Below are 15,422 nucleotides of genomic sequence, written 5' to 3'. Positions count from 1 at the left end.
AAGCTACGATCCTGCGCCAGCGGACTCGATGGACTTCTGCATGTCGGACAGCGCGTCCTTCGCAGGCTTCTCACCCTTCAGTGCAGCGTAGGCATTTTCCTGGATCGCCTGCGTGACAGCCGGGTAGAACGGGGTTACCGGACGGGGAACAGCGTTCTCGATGGAAGTCTTCAGCACCGGCAGGTACGGAAGCTTGGCAACCAGTTCTTTGTCTTCATACAGTGCGCCGAAGACCGGAGCCAGGGAGCCCTGGGTTGCGAAGAACTTCTGCTGTTCTTCCTCGATCAGGAACTTCACGAAGTCCAGGGAAGTTGCCTTGTGGTCCGAGTAGACGCTGATGGCTGCGCTGTGGCCGCCGAGGGAGGAGGCGCCGGGGCCGTCCTTGCCCGGCAGGGCAGCCATGCCCAGCACGTCCTTCACCTTGGAGGAACCTTCAGTGGTGGCCAGGTTGTAGACGTAGGGCCAGTTGCGGAGGAAGAGCAGCTTGCCTTCCTGGAACGCGCGGCGGCTTTCCTCTTCCTGGTAGGTGATGGCCTCGGCCGGGATGTTCCCGTTCTTGAAGGCCTCCACCAGGTTGTTCAGGCCCTTTTCTGCCTCGGGGGTGTTCAGGTTCGGCTTGCCCTGGTCATTAAGGACCGATCCGCCGGCCGAGTTGATGGCCTCGGAAGCATTGACCGTGAGGCCTTCATACTGCTTGAACTGTCCCGAGTAGCAGCCCATGTTGTTCTGCTTTGCGATGGAGCACATCCCCATCATCTCGTCCCACGTCTTGGGTGCTTCCGGCACCAGGTCCTTGCGGTAGTACAGAATGCCGCCATCGGAGGACACCGGGGCTGCGTAAAGAGTGCCCTTGTACGAACCGGCTTCGACCGTAGGTTCAAGCATTCCCTTGGTTTCCACTGCCATCTTGTCCTTGAGCGGCTGCAGCCAACCCTTGGCTGCAAACTCGGCAGTCCACACAACGTCCACGCTTGCAACATCGTAATCGGCGTTCTTGGCCTGGAAGTTCTGCACCAGGTCGTCATGCTGCTGGTCGGCCTGGTCGGTCTGCTCCTTGAACGTGACCTTCTCGTCCGGGTGGGCAGCATTCCACTTTTCGATCAGGGGACGCACCACGTTGCTGTTGTCTTTGCCTTGGACGTACGTAATGGGACCGCGGCTGTCCAGGTTCTTTTCGGCGTCGCCGCCGCCACCGCCAGTGGTCCCGCCGCCGCCTCCGCCGCCGCATGCGGTCAGGGACAGGGCCAGGACACCGGCAGTTGCAGCCGGCAGTAGGAATCTAGGGGTTTTCATGGGCTTGAAGCTCCTCGCTGAGTGACAAGTAAGTCGGCAGTGCGCTTGCTAGGTGAGGTTGATGTGGTGACCATCACACTAGTAATGTTGCTCGTGGTTATGCAAGCGTTTACATCAAAAAGTTATCTGAGAGGAACCAAATGTCCAACCCGGCCGTTCCTGCCTCCGACACTTCCCGGGAATGGTGGGCCGATGCCGTCGTCTACCAGATCTACCCCCGGTCCTTCGCGGACGGCAACGGTGATGGCATGGGCGACCTCCGCGGGGTAATGGACCGCCTGCCCTACCTGGAACGGCTGGGAGTGGATGCCATTTGGCTGTCGCCGTTCTACAAATCTCCCCAGGCCGACGGCGGCTACGACGTTGCGGATTACCGGCAGGTCGACCCCCTCTTCGGGTCCCTGGCGGATTTCGATGCGATGTTGCAGGAAAGTCACCGGCGAGGCATGAAGGTCATCGTGGACCTGGTCCCCAACCACACCTCCGACGAACACGAATGGTTCCGGGAAGCCCTTGCGGCCCCGCCGGGTTCCCCTGAACGCGACCGCTACATCTTCCGCCACGGAAAAGACGAGGTGCCCGGATCCGGCGACGGCAACCGGGCACCGAACAACTGGAAATCGATTTTCGGAGGACCGGCGTGGACCCGGATCACCGAGGCGGACGGCTCCCCCGGTGAGTGGTACCTCCACCTGTTCGACACGAAGCAACCGGACCTGAACTGGGAAAACCAGGAAGTGCGGGAGGAAATGCGTTCCGTCCTCCGCTTCTGGCTGGACCGTGGAGCGGATGGCTTCCGGGTGGACGTTGCCCACGGGATGGTCAAGGAGGCCGGCCTGCCGGACTGGGATGGGGTCGCGGCAATGGTTGAAGGTACATCGGCTGAGGGCAAGGCGGCTGAGGGCAAGGTGGAGGTGCACAGGGAACCCTCCCTGCCCGGCGACGCGCCTGGTGCGCACACCGATGCTGAGGAGCCCCACCGCGCCGTATCCCCCGTGTATCCGCCGTCGCCCTTTTTCGACCAGGACGGCGTGCATGAGATTTACCGCGACTGGCACCGCGTCCTGTCGGAGTACGGCAGCGACCGGATGATGGTTGCCGAGGCCTGGGTGGAACCAGCGGAGCGGCTGGCCCTGTATGTCCGGCAGGACGAAATGCAGCAGGCCTTCAACTTCGACTTCCTGATGGCAGGCTGGGATGCAGAACGGATGTCCGAGGCAATTGACGCGTCCTTGAAAGCCGCCGCAGCCGTGGGTGCACCCTGCACCTGGGTCCTGAGCAACCATGACACCGTCCGCCATTCCACCCGCTTCGGCCTCAAGGATCCCACCACCTTTCCCAAGGGCATCGCGGCGGACGATGAGCAGCCGGATGCCGCCCTGGGAGTGGCCCGGGCCCGGGCCGCCACCTTGGTGGAGCTGGCACTTCCGGGTTCCGCCTACCTGTACCAGGGCGAGGAACTGGGACTCCCTGAGCACACCACGCTTCCGGCGGAGGCCCGCCAGGACCCCACCTTTTTCCGGACGCAGGGGGCGGAAACCGGACGGGACGGGTGCCGCGTCCCGCTGCCGTGGGCGGCGGAACAACCCGGTTACGGCTTCTCAGGGTCCTTCCCGGGCGAAGCGGCCCCGCCCTGGCTTCCGCAGCCCGAGAGCTTCGGCCCGCTGGCAGCCGACCAACAGGAAATCGAGGAGGGCTCCACGCTGCAGCTTTACCGGGCCGCACTGGCCTTCCGGTCCGCCCGGAACCTCGGCAAGGGTTCCCTTGAATGGGCCGAGGTCCACGCGCCGGAAAGCGGGCTGCTGGGCTTCCACAATGGAGATGTCCTGGTCCTGGCCAACATGGGCTTTGCCTCCGCCCCCATCCCGGAAGGCTATTCCGTGGAGCTGTCCAGCGGCACGGAGCCTGCCTCGGAATGGGAACAGATGAGTGAGGTGCCGGTGGACTGCGCCGTCTACCTCACCAGGAGCTAGGAGTTCAGCGGACGCGCTCGGCCCTGCCGAAGCGCGTCCGCGCCCCGGCGCCGATGTGGATGAGCACGGGAATCTTCCTGCCCACCACGTCCTCCAGGGAATCCAGCAGCCCGGCGACTTCCGCGGCGAGCAGGTGCGGTGCGACGCCCTGCCGGGGCAGGAGCCGCACCTTCAGGGCCGGGGACCCTTTAACGTCATAGGTAACCACCGTGGCACCGGCAAGGTCCGGCCGGCCGGCGAGGGCCTGCTTGAGGGCTTGCTCCGCCACTCCCCCGCTGATCCGGACATCCCCGGGAACGTCGCCGGGATCGTACTCGGCGGCCAGCAGGTTGAAGCGGCCCTTGCCCTGCTGCGCGATCCAGGCCACCATGAGGCCGATCAGCACCAGCAGGGCGAAGGCCACCACAATCCACAGCCAGCTCTCCGTGCGGCCAGGGAACCGGGTGGCGTTGAAGGCGCTGTTGGCCGTATCCCAAAGTCCCGCGGACCAGGCGTGCCACCACGGCCTGACCGCCGGCACGGCTGCCAGCAACATCAACAGCACGCCTATGGCCAGGAGCTTGATGCCCAGGACGGCGACCAGGATCCGGTTGAGGAGGCTTGGGGTGCTGTTCATGCCCCGATCACCCCGGACGGCGCCACGTTGATGCGGACCTCGGGTGAGGGGTCGAGCCCCATCTCGTTGAGCTCGTCCTGGACGGCGGCGAGCACGCTTTCGTCCTGGACAGGCACGCCGGACGTTGGCCGGACATTCACCACAACCTGCCGCTGGGAGACCACCACCATCACCTGTTCGGGTGTGACGTTGGCGGCGAGCCGGGCCCGCCGGGCCAGCGAGGACGCGATGACCTCGTCATCCACCACGACGGCGGGTCCGTCGCCTCCGCGTCCGCTTGGTGCCAGAAGGTGCCTGGCACGCCGTCCGGGCAGTACCCCGTTGAGGAAGAAGATCAGGCCAACCATCGCCAGCACGGCACCGATGGCGCCCAGCAGCAGCGGCGGGATACCTTCAGGCAACGCCACGATGCGCTGCGCCGCCACTTGGGGATCGATGAGCCATGGTGGTTCGCCGATGGCATGCACAGCAGCTTCCAGGAGGCCGTACGCGGCCAGCACCATGACGACGACTGCGGCAACGGTTGCCACCACCGCACGGGTTGAATGCGTTTCCCGCCGCAGGATCCGCTCCATGTCGGGCCCATTGGCGTTGCGGACCCGCGTCCGGGGGATGGAAACTTCCGCGCTGCTGCCCTGCCGGGTCCTGTTCACTGCACCCGCCCTCCTTGGCTGGTCCTGACGCCGCTGATCCTGATATCCACCCGGCTCAGCTGTGCGCCGCTGAGCTCTGCCACGGTACGAAGGATGTGGGCTTTGGCGCGGACGGCGCGGTCCCAGATGGAGCCGCCGAAAGCCTCCACCCGGTGGGGGTCGCGGGCTGCCGCCTGCAGCGGCGGTGCGCTGATCGGCGCGACGAGGGACAGCGCCAGCAGGCCGTCGTCGTCGGTCCAATCAGCCCTGACGTCCTGTGCATCGACGCCCAGGGCCTGGGCTGCCGCCGCCTTTGCGAGGCTGGTCAGCGCCTGGGTGCTGATGCGGTTGTGGCCGTTGAGCACCTGCGCCCGCACGGCCGGCGCGGGCGCACTCATGAGGATGAGCGCCGGCCGATGATGGCATCCAGCACGCCGCGCAGGTCCAGTTTGCCCTCCGCGGCGCGGCCCAGCAGCGCTCCGACCGCCATGAAGAGCAGGGAGATAAGGAAGCCCCACAGGCCGAACTGCAGGGACATGAAGGCGACGAACGCGCCCATCGCCATACCGGCTACGGTGAGGTTCACAGCAGCGCCTCCCTTTCTGCAGTTCCTGGGGTGGTTGGCTTGACGGGAGGCGGCACGTAGACGTCCGTGACCTCCACGTTGACCTCGATGACCTGGAGTCCCACGAGCTCCTCGACCGCACGGTAGACGGCCGCCCTGACCTGGTCGGCGAGGGAGTGGAGTGGAGTTCCGTAGCTGGCCACCAGGCTGATGTCCACGGCAACCTGGGTTTCGCCAACTTCAGCATGCACCCCGGCAGCATGGTCCGAACTGCCGACGGCGTCCCGGATGGCGCCCAGGGCGCGTGACGGTCCTGATCCCAGTGAATAGACCCCGGGGACGGCGCGGGCGGCGATTCCTGCCACCTTGGCAACGGCTGTTTCGGAGATTACGGTGCGGCCCAGGGCGGAAGCCGGCGCTGGGACCGGCACGGCGCGGCCCTGGATGGCCGCCTCGGGTTGTGGGTTCTGGTATTCCATCAGGCACTCCCCCTTCTGTTGCTCCCAACCCTATCCCTTGGCTGAGGCTTAACGGCAGAAGCAGGCGCCCGCGCAGGGGAGGTCCGGAACACCGGGGACGGGCGTTAAGCAGAAAAGCACCAGTTCCGAAGAACTGATGCTTCCCAGTGGTGGCTCCGACCGGCGTCGATCCGGTGACCTTTCGATTTTCAGTCGAACGCTCTACCAACTGAGCTACAGAGCCTAGGTGACTAGTCACCATGAGAGCCGGAATTTCTTCCAACAATCAGAGCGACCCTGACGGGACTTGAACCCGCGACCTCCGCCGTGACAGGGCGGCGCGCTAACCAACTGCGCTACAGGGCCTTGCTTTTCTTGCTTCCACAGTATCGCTACTGCTTTTTTCAAGGCCTCCAGCGTACCAGACATTTTCTGCCTGCTTGACCAGTTCCTTGCGTACCCCCAACGGGATTCGAACCCGTGCCGCCGCCGTGAAAGGGCGGTGTCCTAGGCCGCTAGACGATGGGGGCCAGAACCCGTTCGGAACAAAATAAAAGGCGTAAAGCGGGGCTTTCCGTCTTTGTCCTTTGCGTTTCTCCGAACTGGACTCTAAAACTATAGGGCCTAGGCAGGAATTATCCAAAATCGGCCAAAAACACCGCCACGGGGCGGACGGGACGAGTAAAGATGGACGGATGGATGCCGTAGCAGCGCTCAACGAGATCGCCTTCTGGCTGGAGCGCGGACGCGCCGCCACCTTCAAGGTCCAGGCGTTCCGCAAGGCGGCAGCGGCCATCAGCCCGTTGCCGCCGGAGGAAGTGGCCGCACGTGCCCGCAACGGCCGGCTGAAGTCAATGAAGGGCATTGGCGACCGGACGTACCAGGTGATCCGGCAGGCGGTGGAGGGCGAGGTCCCGGATTACCTCACCGACCTCCGCGAGAAGGGCGCCCAGCCGCTGGTTTCCGGCGGAGCTTCCATCCGGGAGGTCCTGCGGGGCGACCTGCACAGCCACAGCGAATGGTCGGACGGCGGCTCCCCCATCGAGCTGATGGTGGCGGCCGCCGGGGTGCTGGGCAGGGACTACCTCGCACTCACGGACCACTCGCCCAACCTCACCATCGCGAACGGCCTCTCGGCCGAACGCCTCCTGGAGCAGCTGGACGTGGTGGAATCCATCAACAGCGGCAATCCCGGCACCCACCCCGGGCTCGACGACGCGCAGGCTGCCGACCCGGTGCGGCTGCTGGCCGGCATCGAGGTGGACATCCTGGAATCCGGGGACCTGGACCAGGAACCTGAGCTGCTGGACCGCCTGGACATCGTGGTGGCCAGCGTTCATTCAAAGCTCCGCGCGGACGGCAGGACCATGACCCGGCGGATGCTCGGCGGAATCCAGGACCCGCACACCAACGTCCTGGGCCACTGCACCGGGCGCCTGGTGGAGGGATCGCGGGGCACGCGCCCGCCGTCGGAATTCGACGCCAAGGAGGTGTTCGCCGCCTGCGCCGAACACAACGTTGCGGTGGAGATCAACTCGCGGCCGGAGCGGCAGGACCCGCCGGACGCCCTGATCCAGCTGGCGCTCGATGCCGGCTGCCTGTTCTCCATCGACAGCGATGCCCACGCGCCGGGCCAACTGGACTTCCTGCAGTACGGAGCCGAGCGTGCCGAGCGGAACGGGGTCCCCGCTGACCGCATCATCACCACCTGGCCGGTGGAACGCCTCCTGGAATGGGCGGGCGCCCGGTAGTCACCGGCGGAACGGGCCTACTTGGCGGCGTCCGCGAGCTTCTGCCGGAAATCCGCCTTGGTGGTCAGCGTGAGCTTTTCGCCGTTGAGGAAAAAGGTGGGGGTTCCGGTCACGCCCAGCGCCTCGCCGTCCGCAATGTCGGCCAGGATGCGCTCCTCCGTCTTGGGGTCGGCCACTGCGGCATCGAACCGGGAAAGGTCCAGTCCCAACTGCTCGGCGTAGGTGCGGAAGAGGGGAGCCTGGGACTGCTGGCTCCCGGCCCATTGCGCCTGGGTTTCAAACAGCCGGTTCGCCATCTGCTGGTACTGCCCCTGCTGGCCGGCGGCCTCGGCTGCCAGGGCCGCCTGCCCCGAATTCGGGTGGGCGGACAGGGGGAAGTGCCGGTGGACGAACGTGATCCTGTCCCCGAACTCCGCCTTGAATTCCTCCACCACCGGGTGGATGGAACCGCAGGACGGGCATTCGAAATCGAGGAACTCCACCAACTGTGCCTTCTCCACGGCCGGGCTGGTCAGCCGGTGGCTGTCCGTCCGCACGAGCTGCTCGGCACCTCCCGGCTGGGGCGCCGATTCCGGTGGCTTCCCCAGCGTCAGCACCGAGTACCAGGCAACACAACCGGCCACAATCAGCGCAAGGATGATCCAGATGACCTTCCTGGCAAGGCGTGCAGAATCGCGGGGTGGAGCCGGGTTTGAGACCATAAACCGCATCCTAGCCGAGGAGCCGGTACCCGGGGCTGCGGGGGCGGCCCGCCTTTTGGCAGGAACTTGCCCAGACATGGCTGATTTCCGCCAGCCAGCAACACCGGCACGCCGCTAGATTTGCCTCATGCCTTCAACCAGCCCCGCCAGCCGGACCACCACCGCACCACCCCAGGCCGCCGCTACCCGGGTGAAGGCGCTCGGGGTGGCTGCCATGGTGGTTACCGTGGTCCTCTGGGCATCGGCCTTTGTGGGTATCCGGGCAATCGGCCCGCACTTTTCCCCCGGCTCCCTGACGCTCGGCAGGCTGGCGATTGCCGCCGTCGTCCTGGCCGTGCTGGTCCTCCCCCAACTGCTGAAGAGCCGGCTGCTTCCCCGGGGCCGGGAATGGTGGCCCATCCTGGGCTACGGAGTGATGTGGTTCGGCGGGTACAACGTGGCGCTGAACGCCGCAGAGCATGTGCTTGACGCCGGAACCAGTGCCCTGCTGATCAATGTCAACCCGATCCTGGTGGCCATCATGGCCGGCATTTTCCTCAAGGAAGGCTTCCCGCGCTGGCTGATCATCGGGAGCCTGGTTGCCTTCGCCGGGGTGGCGCTCATCGCCTTCGGGTCCGGCCAGGCGTCCATGCCCGGGGGACGCACGACGGCGGACGTCGCAGGCGTGCTGCTATGCCTCCTTGCCGCCGTGCTCGCCGCAGTCAGCGTCATCATCCAGAAGCCTGTGCTGCGGAAGTTTCCCGCCGCACAGGCCACGTGGTTCGGGATCGTTGTGGGCGCGCTGTGTTGCCTGCCCTTTGCCGGCCAGCTGATCAGCGAAGTGCAGGCGGCCCCGCCGCAGGCAACCTGGGGGCTCGCCTACCTGGGCGTCTTCCCAACAGCGATCGCCTTCACCACCTGGGCGTACGCGCTCTCGCTGGTGGACGCCGGGAAGCTGGCGGCCACCACTTATCTGGTACCCGGCACCACCATCCTGATTTCCTGGCTGCTGCTCGGTGAAATTCCCGCCGTCCTGGGCCTGGTTGGCGGGCTGGTGTGCCTGGTGGGCGTGGGGCTGACCCGGCGCAGGAGCCGGAATCCGAGAGGCGCCGGGCCGTCCGCTTCCCGCTAAAATCCATGTATGCCAGCCAGCCTGCCGCCGGGCCTGCCGATCGTTCCTGAGGGCCCCAGCGAGCCCCTTCGCTTCACCATGCCCGAGGACGAGTTCGAGGCGGCGGTCCAGGACGCCCTGGATAGCATTCCGGAAAAGTTGGCGGGCGCCATGGACAACGTGGCGGTCTTCATCGAGGACGACTACGTGCCAAAACCCGGGGAGGACCCGGACACGGTCCTGCTGGGGCTCTATGAGGGCGTGCCGTTGACCGAACGTGATTCCTGGTGGGACGCCGGCTCGCTGCCGGACAGGATCACCATCTACCGCGAACCCATCCTGGAGATCTGCTCCTCCCGGGAGGACGTCATCCATGAAGTTGCGGTGACGGTTGTGCACGAAATCGCGCACCACTTCGGGATCGACGACCATCGGCTGCACGAGCTCGGCTGGGGCTAGCCTTGTAGGCATGGGACACGACCACAGCCACACCCACGGAATCACTGCGACGGGCCGGCACCGGAAACGGCTGGTGGCCGTCCTGGTGATCACGCTCGTGGTGGTCCTGGTCCAGGTGGCGGGCGCCGTCCTTTCCGGATCATTGTCCCTGCTGGCCGATGCCGGCCACATGCTCTCCGACGCCGCGGGGGTGACCATCGCCCTGCTGGCCGCGTGGATAGCGGGACGCCCTGCCAGCGACCAGAGAACCTATGGCTACCAGCGCGCCGAGGTGCTGGCCGCACTGGCCAACGCATTGATCCTGATCGTGATCTCCGTGGTCATCTTCACCGAAGCGGTGCGCCGGATCGGGGCGGCACCCGAGGTGCAGACCGGCATCATGCTGTTCGCCGCCATCCTCGGCGCGGCCGCCAATGTGGCGTCCCTCCTGATCCTGCACGGCGCCCACCAGGAGAGCCTGAACGTGCGGGGCGCCTACCTGGAGGTGCTGGGCGACCTGCTGGGATCGTTTGCCGTGATTGCCGCAGCCGTTGTGATCATGGTGACCGGCTTCCAGGCCGCGGACACCATCGCTTCCGTGGTGATCGCCCTCCTGATCCTGCCCCGGGCCTGGTCGCTGCTCCGCGACGTGGTGGATGTCCTGCTGGAGGCCAGCCCCAAGGGCGTGGAAGTACAGATGATCCGTGAGCACATCCTGTCCGTCGACGGCGTCACGGACGTGCATGACATCCACATCTGGACCATCACCTCCGGCGTTCCGGTCTTCTCCGCGCACGTGGTGGTGGAGGACGGGGTGCTCAACGCCCGCGGCGCGGACCAACTGCTGGACAAGCTGATCACCTGCCTGGGCTCGCACTTCGACACCGACCACTGCACCTTCCAGCTGGAACCTGCCAGCCATTCCGAACACGAGGCCCACCAGCACGCCTAGCAAAAGCGTTCGGCGCCCCGCTGTCCGGAACACGGGAACGACACGCCGGCCTTTTGGGTGCGATCAAATGACACTGATGTGTTTTATGTTATTGATGTGACTCTTGTTGCCAAAGTGCAATCTGTCACGTAGCCTCGGACTGCTGGCGGGCATCAGGGGGGGCAGTTGTGTGCCCCCGGACCTCCAGCCCTACCGCTTCGAGGTTTCCTGCAGATGGTTTCAAACAAATCCCAGCGCACGTCACTGCGCACGTCCTTTCTGGGCACGACCCTGCGCGCTTCCTTCTTAGGCACTTCCTTGCGCAAGTCCGCCGCAGTGTGTGCCGCCGTCGTCATGCTGGGGACTGCGGCAGCGCCCGCAGGCGCCCTGCCCGCGCCACAGCGGCCCTCCATCTCCGTCCCGGCCTCACCCGAGATCCCCTCGGCCGAGGACATCGCCGCAGCGAAATCCAGCGAGGCCGCCGCGGCGGACCAGGTGGCCGCGATCGAACGGATCCTTGGCTCCGCGGCAGAATCCCAGCAGGCCGCCTTTGCCGTGGCGATGCAGGCCAACAATGCCTACAGCGAAGCCCTGGTGGAGTTGCAGCAGCGCAGTTCTGCAGCGGCCGCGGCATCAGCCAGGGCCGCGACGGCCCAGGAGCAGCAGGACAAGACCCGCAGGCAGGTGGGGCAGCTGGCCGGCGACCTCTACCGCAACGGCGGGCTGAACCCCACGCTGGGCACATTCGCCAGCGGGGGCGGCGAAACCCTGGAGCAGGCAGCCACCCTCCAGGCCCTTGCGGCAAGCCGGAGCCGGGCCTTTGAAGCTGCAGATGCCGCCGCGGAAGCGTCACGCTCCCTGACCACGGCAGCGCAGGAAGCCACGAAGGCCGCCGACGAGGCCGCGCGGACAGCCGAAACCCGTAAATCCCAGGCGGACGTGGCCAACACAGCCTCCGCCAAAGCCGTGGCGGACGCCAGGGCACAGCGCACTGTCCTGGTGGACCAGCTCGCCCAACTGCGGAACACCACCGTGGCGCTTGAGTCGGCCCGGGTGGACGCCCTGGACCGGCAGCGGGAGGAAGCCCGGCTGGCGGCGCTGACGGCAGCGGCAGAAAAAGCCGCGTCGGAGGCGGAAACCCGGGAGCAGCGCACCACGGCGGACAACCGGCCGGCCGCTGCGGCACCGGCGGCCCCGGCAGTTCCCGCTCCCGCAGCTCCCCCACCCGCGGCTGCTCCCGCACCGGCGGCGCCAGCCCCGCAGGCCCCAGCCCCGGCACCAGCTCCGGCGGCTCCGGCACCCGCTCCGGCGGCTCCGGCACCCGCTCCGGCACCCGCCCCGGCACCCGCCCCGGCACCCGCACCCGCCCCACCGCTTGGCGGAGGAACCTACGAGGCAGCCATCTCGGCGGCGCTGGGCAAGGTGGGCGCGCCCTACTACTACCAGTGGGGCGGTACCGGTCCCTACGGTTTTGACTGCTCGGGGCTGGTGCAGACGGCGTTCGCGGCCGCCGGGAAGTACCTCCCGCGCACGGCCGCGCAGCAGTACGCCTCCGCCTCCACCCACGTACCCATCTCCCAGGCGCGGCGCGGCGACCTGCTGGTGTGGGGATCGCCGTCGAACTTCTACCATGTGGCCATCTACCTGGGGAACGGGCAGGTGGTCCACGCACTGAACCCGCAGGAGGGCATAGCGGTGACCCAGCTCAGCGCACTGGCCGGGATGCAGCTCCACCCGTACGCCGCACGCTACTAGCGCGGTTCAGCTCAGTACGTCCTTGGTGACAAACCGGCCGTAGGCGAGGGCTCCGAACACGGCGACGTATCCCGCCTGCAGCAGGGCGTTGCTGGCGAACGAGTCCCACAGGACGGGCTGGCGGAGCAGGTCCCCGAAGCCCAGCCAGTAGTGGCTGAACAGCCATGGGTGCAGCCACTCAAGCTGTGGCAACTGGTCGAGGACCTGGGACACCACGGAGAGCACCACCGTGGCGGCCATGGCACCCACCGGAACCACGGTGAGGGTGGACAGGAACAGCCCGATCGCGGACAGCCCGGCCAGGGAGACGGCCAGGTACGCGGCGATCAGGAGGAGGCGGAGCGCGGCCTCCGGCGGCTGGATGACGTCCCCTGACAGCAGGGTCACCGGTCCCACGGGGAAAAGCGCCGTCCCGATGGCGGCCCCGGCAAGGGCCACCGTGAGCGGTGCGGCGAGGCCGAAGGCCAGCGCTCCGGCATACTTCACCAGGAGCAGGCGGACACGGCCCGTCGGGGCAACCAGCAGGTACCTCAGTGTTCCCAGGTTTGCCTCGCCCGCGATGGTATCCCCCGCCACCACGCCCACCGTGAGCGGCAGGAACAGCGGGACGGACACCAGCATGGCGGTGAACGCCACGAACAGGCCGTTCTGCGTAATGCGGTCCAGGAAGGCCGGACCACGCCCGGGAGGAACGGCCGAGGAGACCCGGACGGCCACCGCAATCAGGACCGGAATGGCGGCCAGCGCCAGCAGCAGGGCCCAGGTTCTCCTGCGCCGGAACAGTACGGCGATTTCCGAACCCAGAAGGGACCAGCCGGCTCTGCGCGGGAGCGCCGCGGCCTTGACCGCGGACGTTTCCCGGCCCTTGTCCCGGTTCTGGTCCTGCTCCTGGTCCGGCACGCTACTGGGCAACATCGAACCCCTCCCCCGTCAAGGCGACAAACCGGTCCTCCAGGCTCTCCCGTTCCACCGCAAAGCCGCGGACCCGGACACCAGCCCTTACCAGCTCCGCCACCAGGTCCTCCGGGGCAGGGTGTGCCGCCCCGGAGCCCGGGACGGCAAGGGCGGCCGTCACCACGTGCCCGTCCGGCTGGGCCGGTCCCTCCTCCGGCGCCAGGCCCAGCCGGACCAGGACCTCCGATGCCTGGCCAGCGTCCGGCGTCACCAGCCGCATGCGCGAACTCCCGGACCGGCGCAGGTCCGGCAGCGGGCCCTGGGCCACCAGCTTGCCCGCACTCATGACGGCGGCATGGGTGCAGATCTGTTCCACTTCAGCCAGCAGGTGGCTGGAAACAAAAACGGTGGTCCCGTCTGCTGCCAGGGACCGGACTAGGTTCCGCACTTCCCGGGTCCCTTGCGGGTCCAGGCCGTTGGTGGGCTCATCCAGCACCAGCAGTTCGCGGGGGGACAGCAGGGCGTTGGCGATCCCCAGCCGTTGCTTCATGCCCAGCGAATAGGCATGGACGCGCTTGCCGGCGGCGTGGCTGAGCCCCACGCGTTCCAGCGCCGCCTCCACCCGTGCCTTACGCGTTGCGGGATCGGCGTGCCGGCCCGCGGCGTCCAGCCGGTGGAGGTTCGCCGTTCCCGACAGGAACGGGTAGAAGGCCGGTCCCTCCACAAGCGCCCCGACGCGCGGCAGGACATCCTGGAAGCTGCCCGGCATGTCCCTTCCGAGCAGCGTGACCGTCCCGGCGGAAGCGGCCGCGAGGCCCAGCAGCATCCGGATGGTGGTTGTCTTTCCGGATCCGTTGGGCCCCAGGAAGCCGAAGACAGCGCCGGGCGGCACGGCAAGATCCAGGCTGTCCACCGCCACCTGCCGGCCAAAATGCTTTGTCAGCCCGCGTGTTTCGATCGTCAGGCCGTACGCCCAGGGCCCGCGAAGCCCTGCCGCGCCGGTCACGGGGCCGAGGCGGCGGCTTGCAGTGCGTCCGCCGGGACCATGCCCGCAAGGATGCGGCCGTCGTCGGTGAGCAGGACGTTGAAGAGTGCAGTGGAAAGCAGCCGCCCGCCAGGAACAACGACGGCGGCCTGGGCCAGCACCGGATTCTGTGCCAGCGCTTTGCCCAGGGCAGCGGCGGCGTCGGTTCCTGCCGGAAGTTCCGCGATGGTTTCCCATCCTGCCCCTGCCAGGTAGGGCCGGGCCTTTTCCTGGGCATCGGCGGCAAGCTGGTCCGGGGTGATGTGCATTCCGGGATCCCGGGGGTAGCCCGGGCCGTGCGGCAGGCCGTGTGAAGGCGGAAGCTGCAGTTCCTTCACCGTGCTGCCCGGCGGCGGGACGAAGGTGAAGAGGGCGTCATCCGGGGTGTCAAGGGACAGGCTGGTGAATCCGGCGCTGAACGCCGGCTCTGCGGCGCCCCGCGCGGTTACTTGCACGGAGAGCGGCATGCCGTTCCCGCCGTCGACGGCGATGGCCACTTTGCCAACAAGTGTCCCGCCTGTGCGGGGCTCAAGGACGAGGTTGTACGCGGGGCGGCCGGCCACCTGGAGGTCGGGGCCCACCGTTACGGCGGTCGAACTGTCCGCCGCGGCGAGGAACTTCCGAGCCAGTTCCTGGGGCGTCGGCGGCACCGGCATTCCACCCGGGACGGGATCAGCGGGGGAAGTCGTGGGAGGCTGCTGGCCAGGGTCCATCAGCGGCAGGTCGCTGGCGTGGGCCGGCAGGGCCAGGTGCGCCGCCGTGTTGTCCTTGGACGAGTAGAACCAGACGTCATTGCCGTGCCGGATGACGTCCCGTTCCGCGAGCCGGTCCACCACCTGGACGCGCGCCTTGTCCTTGCCGTCCATGAAGATCCGTGCAGTGTGGCGGCCGGTGAGAAACTCAACCGCGGACGCTGCCCCGCCGGCCGACGCCGGACCGGACGCAGGACCGGTTGCCGGCAACTCCGGCAACCCCAGGTCCGAGGACTGTTCCAGGGTGCCTGAGAAGGTGTGCGCGGTGTGGGAGCCGAAGAGGGCGATCACTTCCGCCGGGGTCTTCTCCGGAAGGGGATCGCCGGCCCGCGCGGGGAGGGATCCAACCAGGACGCCGGCCGCTATCACCGCAGGAACAGCCACTGCAGGAATCCATCGCAAATAGGACCGTTTCATGCCGCGGTCCCGCGACGCGGCCATGTTCCGGTAGCTTGCATACCGGCCGCCCATTGTCCGGCCGTCTCCGTCATTGGAGCCCATAATCCAAGGGTACGCCTCAGGACCGCTCGCTTCACCTGCCCGGCGGCC

General features: G+C 67.2%; 16 protein-coding genes and 3 tRNA genes. 6 read left to right on the top strand and 13 right to left on the bottom strand.

All coding sequences use genetic code 11. The annotated features are described in order from the left end of the window. Nucleotides 1-3 precede the first annotated feature (3 nt). Complete coding sequence (locus tag FHJ30_RS02605; protein WP_139027707.1) at nt 4-1,293, bottom strand: ABC transporter substrate-binding protein; 1,290 nt, start codon at nt 1,291-1,293, stop codon at nt 4-6. 140 nt (nt 1,294-1,433) lie between these two features. Between FHJ30_RS02605 and FHJ30_RS02600 the strand changes: the two genes are divergently transcribed. Then, nucleotides 1,434-3,266 (top strand): glycoside hydrolase family 13 protein, encoded by a 1,833-nt coding sequence (locus FHJ30_RS02600; RefSeq protein WP_139027706.1) that lies wholly within the window; start codon nt 1,434-1,436, stop codon nt 3,264-3,266. 4 nt (nt 3,267-3,270) lie between these two features. Here FHJ30_RS02600 and FHJ30_RS02595 read toward each other — a convergent pair whose 3' ends face one another. From FHJ30_RS02595 to FHJ30_RS02560, 8 genes are all read right to left on the bottom strand, one after another. Beyond that, nucleotides 3,271-3,882, bottom strand: a complete 612-nt coding sequence (locus FHJ30_RS02595; protein WP_139027705.1) for a hypothetical protein — start codon at nt 3,880-3,882, stop codon at nt 3,271-3,273. Further along, nucleotides 3,879-4,457: a DUF6286 domain-containing protein gene (locus tag FHJ30_RS02590; RefSeq protein ID WP_240793551.1), complete on the bottom strand. Its 579-nt coding sequence runs from the start codon at nt 4,455-4,457 to the stop codon at nt 3,879-3,881. The genes FHJ30_RS02595 and FHJ30_RS02590 overlap by 4 nt, the downstream gene beginning before the upstream one ends. Nucleotides 4,458-4,531: 74 nt before the next feature. Further along, nucleotides 4,532-4,912, bottom strand: a complete 381-nt coding sequence (locus tag FHJ30_RS02585; RefSeq protein WP_139027704.1) for a hypothetical protein — start codon at nt 4,910-4,912, stop codon at nt 4,532-4,534. Next, nucleotides 4,909-5,100, bottom strand: coding sequence for a hypothetical protein (locus FHJ30_RS02580; RefSeq protein ID WP_104996645.1), 192 nt, complete (start codon nt 5,098-5,100; stop codon nt 4,909-4,911). Before FHJ30_RS02580 ends, FHJ30_RS02585 begins: the two co-directional genes overlap by 4 nt. Then, on the bottom strand, nt 5,097-5,558 hold the full coding sequence (locus FHJ30_RS02575; protein WP_139027703.1) for an Asp23/Gls24 family envelope stress response protein: 462 nt from the start codon (nt 5,556-5,558) through the stop codon (nt 5,097-5,099). Before FHJ30_RS02575 ends, FHJ30_RS02580 begins: the two co-directional genes overlap by 4 nt. Nucleotides 5,559-5,705: 147 nt before the next feature. Beyond that, nucleotides 5,706-5,781, bottom strand: a tRNA-Phe gene (locus FHJ30_RS02570). A 48-nt stretch (nt 5,782-5,829) separates the two neighbouring features. Continuing rightward, nucleotides 5,830-5,903, bottom strand: a tRNA-Asp gene (locus FHJ30_RS02565). Nucleotides 5,904-5,994: 91 nt separating this feature from the next. Next, nucleotides 5,995-6,067 (bottom strand) — tRNA-Glu (locus FHJ30_RS02560). Between the two features lie 165 nt (nt 6,068-6,232). On the opposite strand from FHJ30_RS02560, the gene FHJ30_RS02555 reads away from it, so the two are divergent. Beyond that, nucleotides 6,233-7,288 carry a PHP domain-containing protein gene (locus FHJ30_RS02555; protein WP_139027702.1) on the top strand — a complete coding sequence of 352 codons (1,056 nt, stop codon included), beginning with the start codon at nt 6,233-6,235 and terminating at the stop codon, nt 7,286-7,288. 17 nt (nt 7,289-7,305) lie between these two features. Here FHJ30_RS02555 and FHJ30_RS02550 read toward each other — a convergent pair whose 3' ends face one another. Continuing rightward, nucleotides 7,306-7,989 carry a thioredoxin domain-containing protein gene (locus FHJ30_RS02550; RefSeq protein WP_139027701.1) on the bottom strand — a complete coding sequence of 228 codons (684 nt, stop codon included), beginning with the start codon at nt 7,987-7,989 and terminating at the stop codon, nt 7,306-7,308. Nucleotides 7,990-8,116: 127 nt separating this feature from the next. Between FHJ30_RS02550 and FHJ30_RS02545 the strand changes: the two genes are divergently transcribed. From FHJ30_RS02545 to FHJ30_RS02530, 4 genes are all read left to right on the top strand, one after another. Continuing rightward, nucleotides 8,117-9,100: a DMT family transporter gene (locus FHJ30_RS02545; RefSeq protein ID WP_171058888.1), complete on the top strand. Its 984-nt coding sequence runs from the start codon at nt 8,117-8,119 to the stop codon at nt 9,098-9,100. A 9-nt stretch (nt 9,101-9,109) separates the two neighbouring features. Beyond that, nucleotides 9,110-9,538, top strand: coding sequence for a metallopeptidase family protein (locus FHJ30_RS02540; RefSeq protein WP_139027700.1), 429 nt, complete (start codon nt 9,110-9,112; stop codon nt 9,536-9,538). A gap of 10 nt (nt 9,539-9,548) precedes the next feature. Continuing rightward, nucleotides 9,549-10,469: a cation diffusion facilitator family transporter gene (locus FHJ30_RS02535; protein WP_139027699.1), complete on the top strand. Its 921-nt coding sequence runs from the start codon at nt 9,549-9,551 to the stop codon at nt 10,467-10,469. Nucleotides 10,470-10,802: 333 nt separating this feature from the next. Continuing rightward, the gene (locus FHJ30_RS02530; RefSeq protein ID WP_139027755.1) at nt 10,803-12,203 is read left to right on the top strand and encodes a C40 family peptidase; all 1,401 of its coding nucleotides are present in this window, start codon (nt 10,803-10,805) and stop codon (nt 12,201-12,203) included. 6 nt (nt 12,204-12,209) lie between these two features. Here the strand turns inward: FHJ30_RS02530 and FHJ30_RS02525 are convergent, their stop codons facing one another. Genes FHJ30_RS02525 through FHJ30_RS02515 form a run of 3 tightly spaced genes read right to left on the bottom strand, consistent with a single transcriptional unit; the run spans nt 12,210 to nt 15,374 of the window. Next, a complete protein-coding gene (locus FHJ30_RS02525) occupies nt 12,210-13,115 on the bottom strand; it encodes an ABC transporter permease (RefSeq protein ID WP_373683163.1) in 906 nt (301 codons plus the stop codon). Beyond that, nucleotides 13,105-14,103 carry an ABC transporter ATP-binding protein gene (locus FHJ30_RS02520; protein WP_139027698.1) on the bottom strand — a complete coding sequence of 333 codons (999 nt, stop codon included), beginning with the start codon at nt 14,101-14,103 and terminating at the stop codon, nt 13,105-13,107. The genes FHJ30_RS02525 and FHJ30_RS02520 overlap by 11 nt, the downstream gene beginning before the upstream one ends. Continuing rightward, a complete protein-coding gene (locus tag FHJ30_RS02515; protein WP_306669398.1) occupies nt 14,100-15,374 on the bottom strand; it encodes a hypothetical protein in 1,275 nt (424 codons plus the stop codon). The genes FHJ30_RS02520 and FHJ30_RS02515 overlap by 4 nt, the downstream gene beginning before the upstream one ends. Between the last annotated feature and the right edge of the window lie 48 nt (nt 15,375-15,422).

The organism is Arthrobacter sp. BB-1, from assembly GCF_006151685.1.
GTDB lineage: Bacteria > Actinomycetota > Actinomycetes > Actinomycetales > Micrococcaceae > Arthrobacter.
This window is presented reverse-complemented; position numbering and strand designations above follow the sequence as displayed.

What these genes read in the sequence shown, in the direction of transcription:
- FHJ30_RS02605 (WP_139027707.1), bottom strand. Translation starts at nt 1,293, where the DNA reads ATGAAAACCCCTAGATTCCTACTGCCGGCTGCAACTGCCGGTGTCCTG.
- FHJ30_RS02600 (WP_139027706.1), top strand. Translation starts at nt 1,434, where the DNA reads ATGTCCAACCCGGCCGTTCCTGCCTCCGACACTTCCCGGGAATGGTGG.
- FHJ30_RS02595 (WP_139027705.1), bottom strand. Translation starts at nt 3,882, where the DNA reads ATGAACAGCACCCCAAGCCTCCTCAACCGGATCCTGGTCGCCGTCCTG.
- FHJ30_RS02590 (WP_240793551.1), bottom strand. Translation starts at nt 4,457, where the DNA reads ATGGAGCGGATCCTGCGGCGGGAAACGCATTCAACCCGTGCGGTGGTG.
- FHJ30_RS02585 (WP_139027704.1), bottom strand. Translation starts at nt 4,912, where the DNA reads ATGAGTGCGCCCGCGCCGGCCGTGCGGGCGCAGGTGCTCAACGGCCAC.
- FHJ30_RS02575 (WP_139027703.1), bottom strand. Translation starts at nt 5,558, where the DNA reads ATGGAATACCAGAACCCACAACCCGAGGCGGCCATCCAGGGCCGCGCC.
- FHJ30_RS02555 (WP_139027702.1), top strand. Translation starts at nt 6,233, where the DNA reads ATGGATGCCGTAGCAGCGCTCAACGAGATCGCCTTCTGGCTGGAGCGC.
- FHJ30_RS02550 (WP_139027701.1), bottom strand. Translation starts at nt 7,989, where the DNA reads ATGGTCTCAAACCCGGCTCCACCCCGCGATTCTGCACGCCTTGCCAGG.
- FHJ30_RS02545 (WP_171058888.1), top strand. Translation starts at nt 8,117, where the DNA reads ATGCCTTCAACCAGCCCCGCCAGCCGGACCACCACCGCACCACCCCAG.
- FHJ30_RS02540 (WP_139027700.1), top strand. Translation starts at nt 9,110, where the DNA reads ATGCCAGCCAGCCTGCCGCCGGGCCTGCCGATCGTTCCTGAGGGCCCC.
- FHJ30_RS02535 (WP_139027699.1), top strand. Translation starts at nt 9,549, where the DNA reads ATGGGACACGACCACAGCCACACCCACGGAATCACTGCGACGGGCCGG.
- FHJ30_RS02530 (WP_139027755.1), top strand. Translation starts at nt 10,803, where the DNA reads ATGCTGGGGACTGCGGCAGCGCCCGCAGGCGCCCTGCCCGCGCCACAG.
- FHJ30_RS02515 (WP_306669398.1), bottom strand. Translation starts at nt 15,374, where the DNA reads ATGGGCTCCAATGACGGAGACGGCCGGACAATGGGCGGCCGGTATGCA.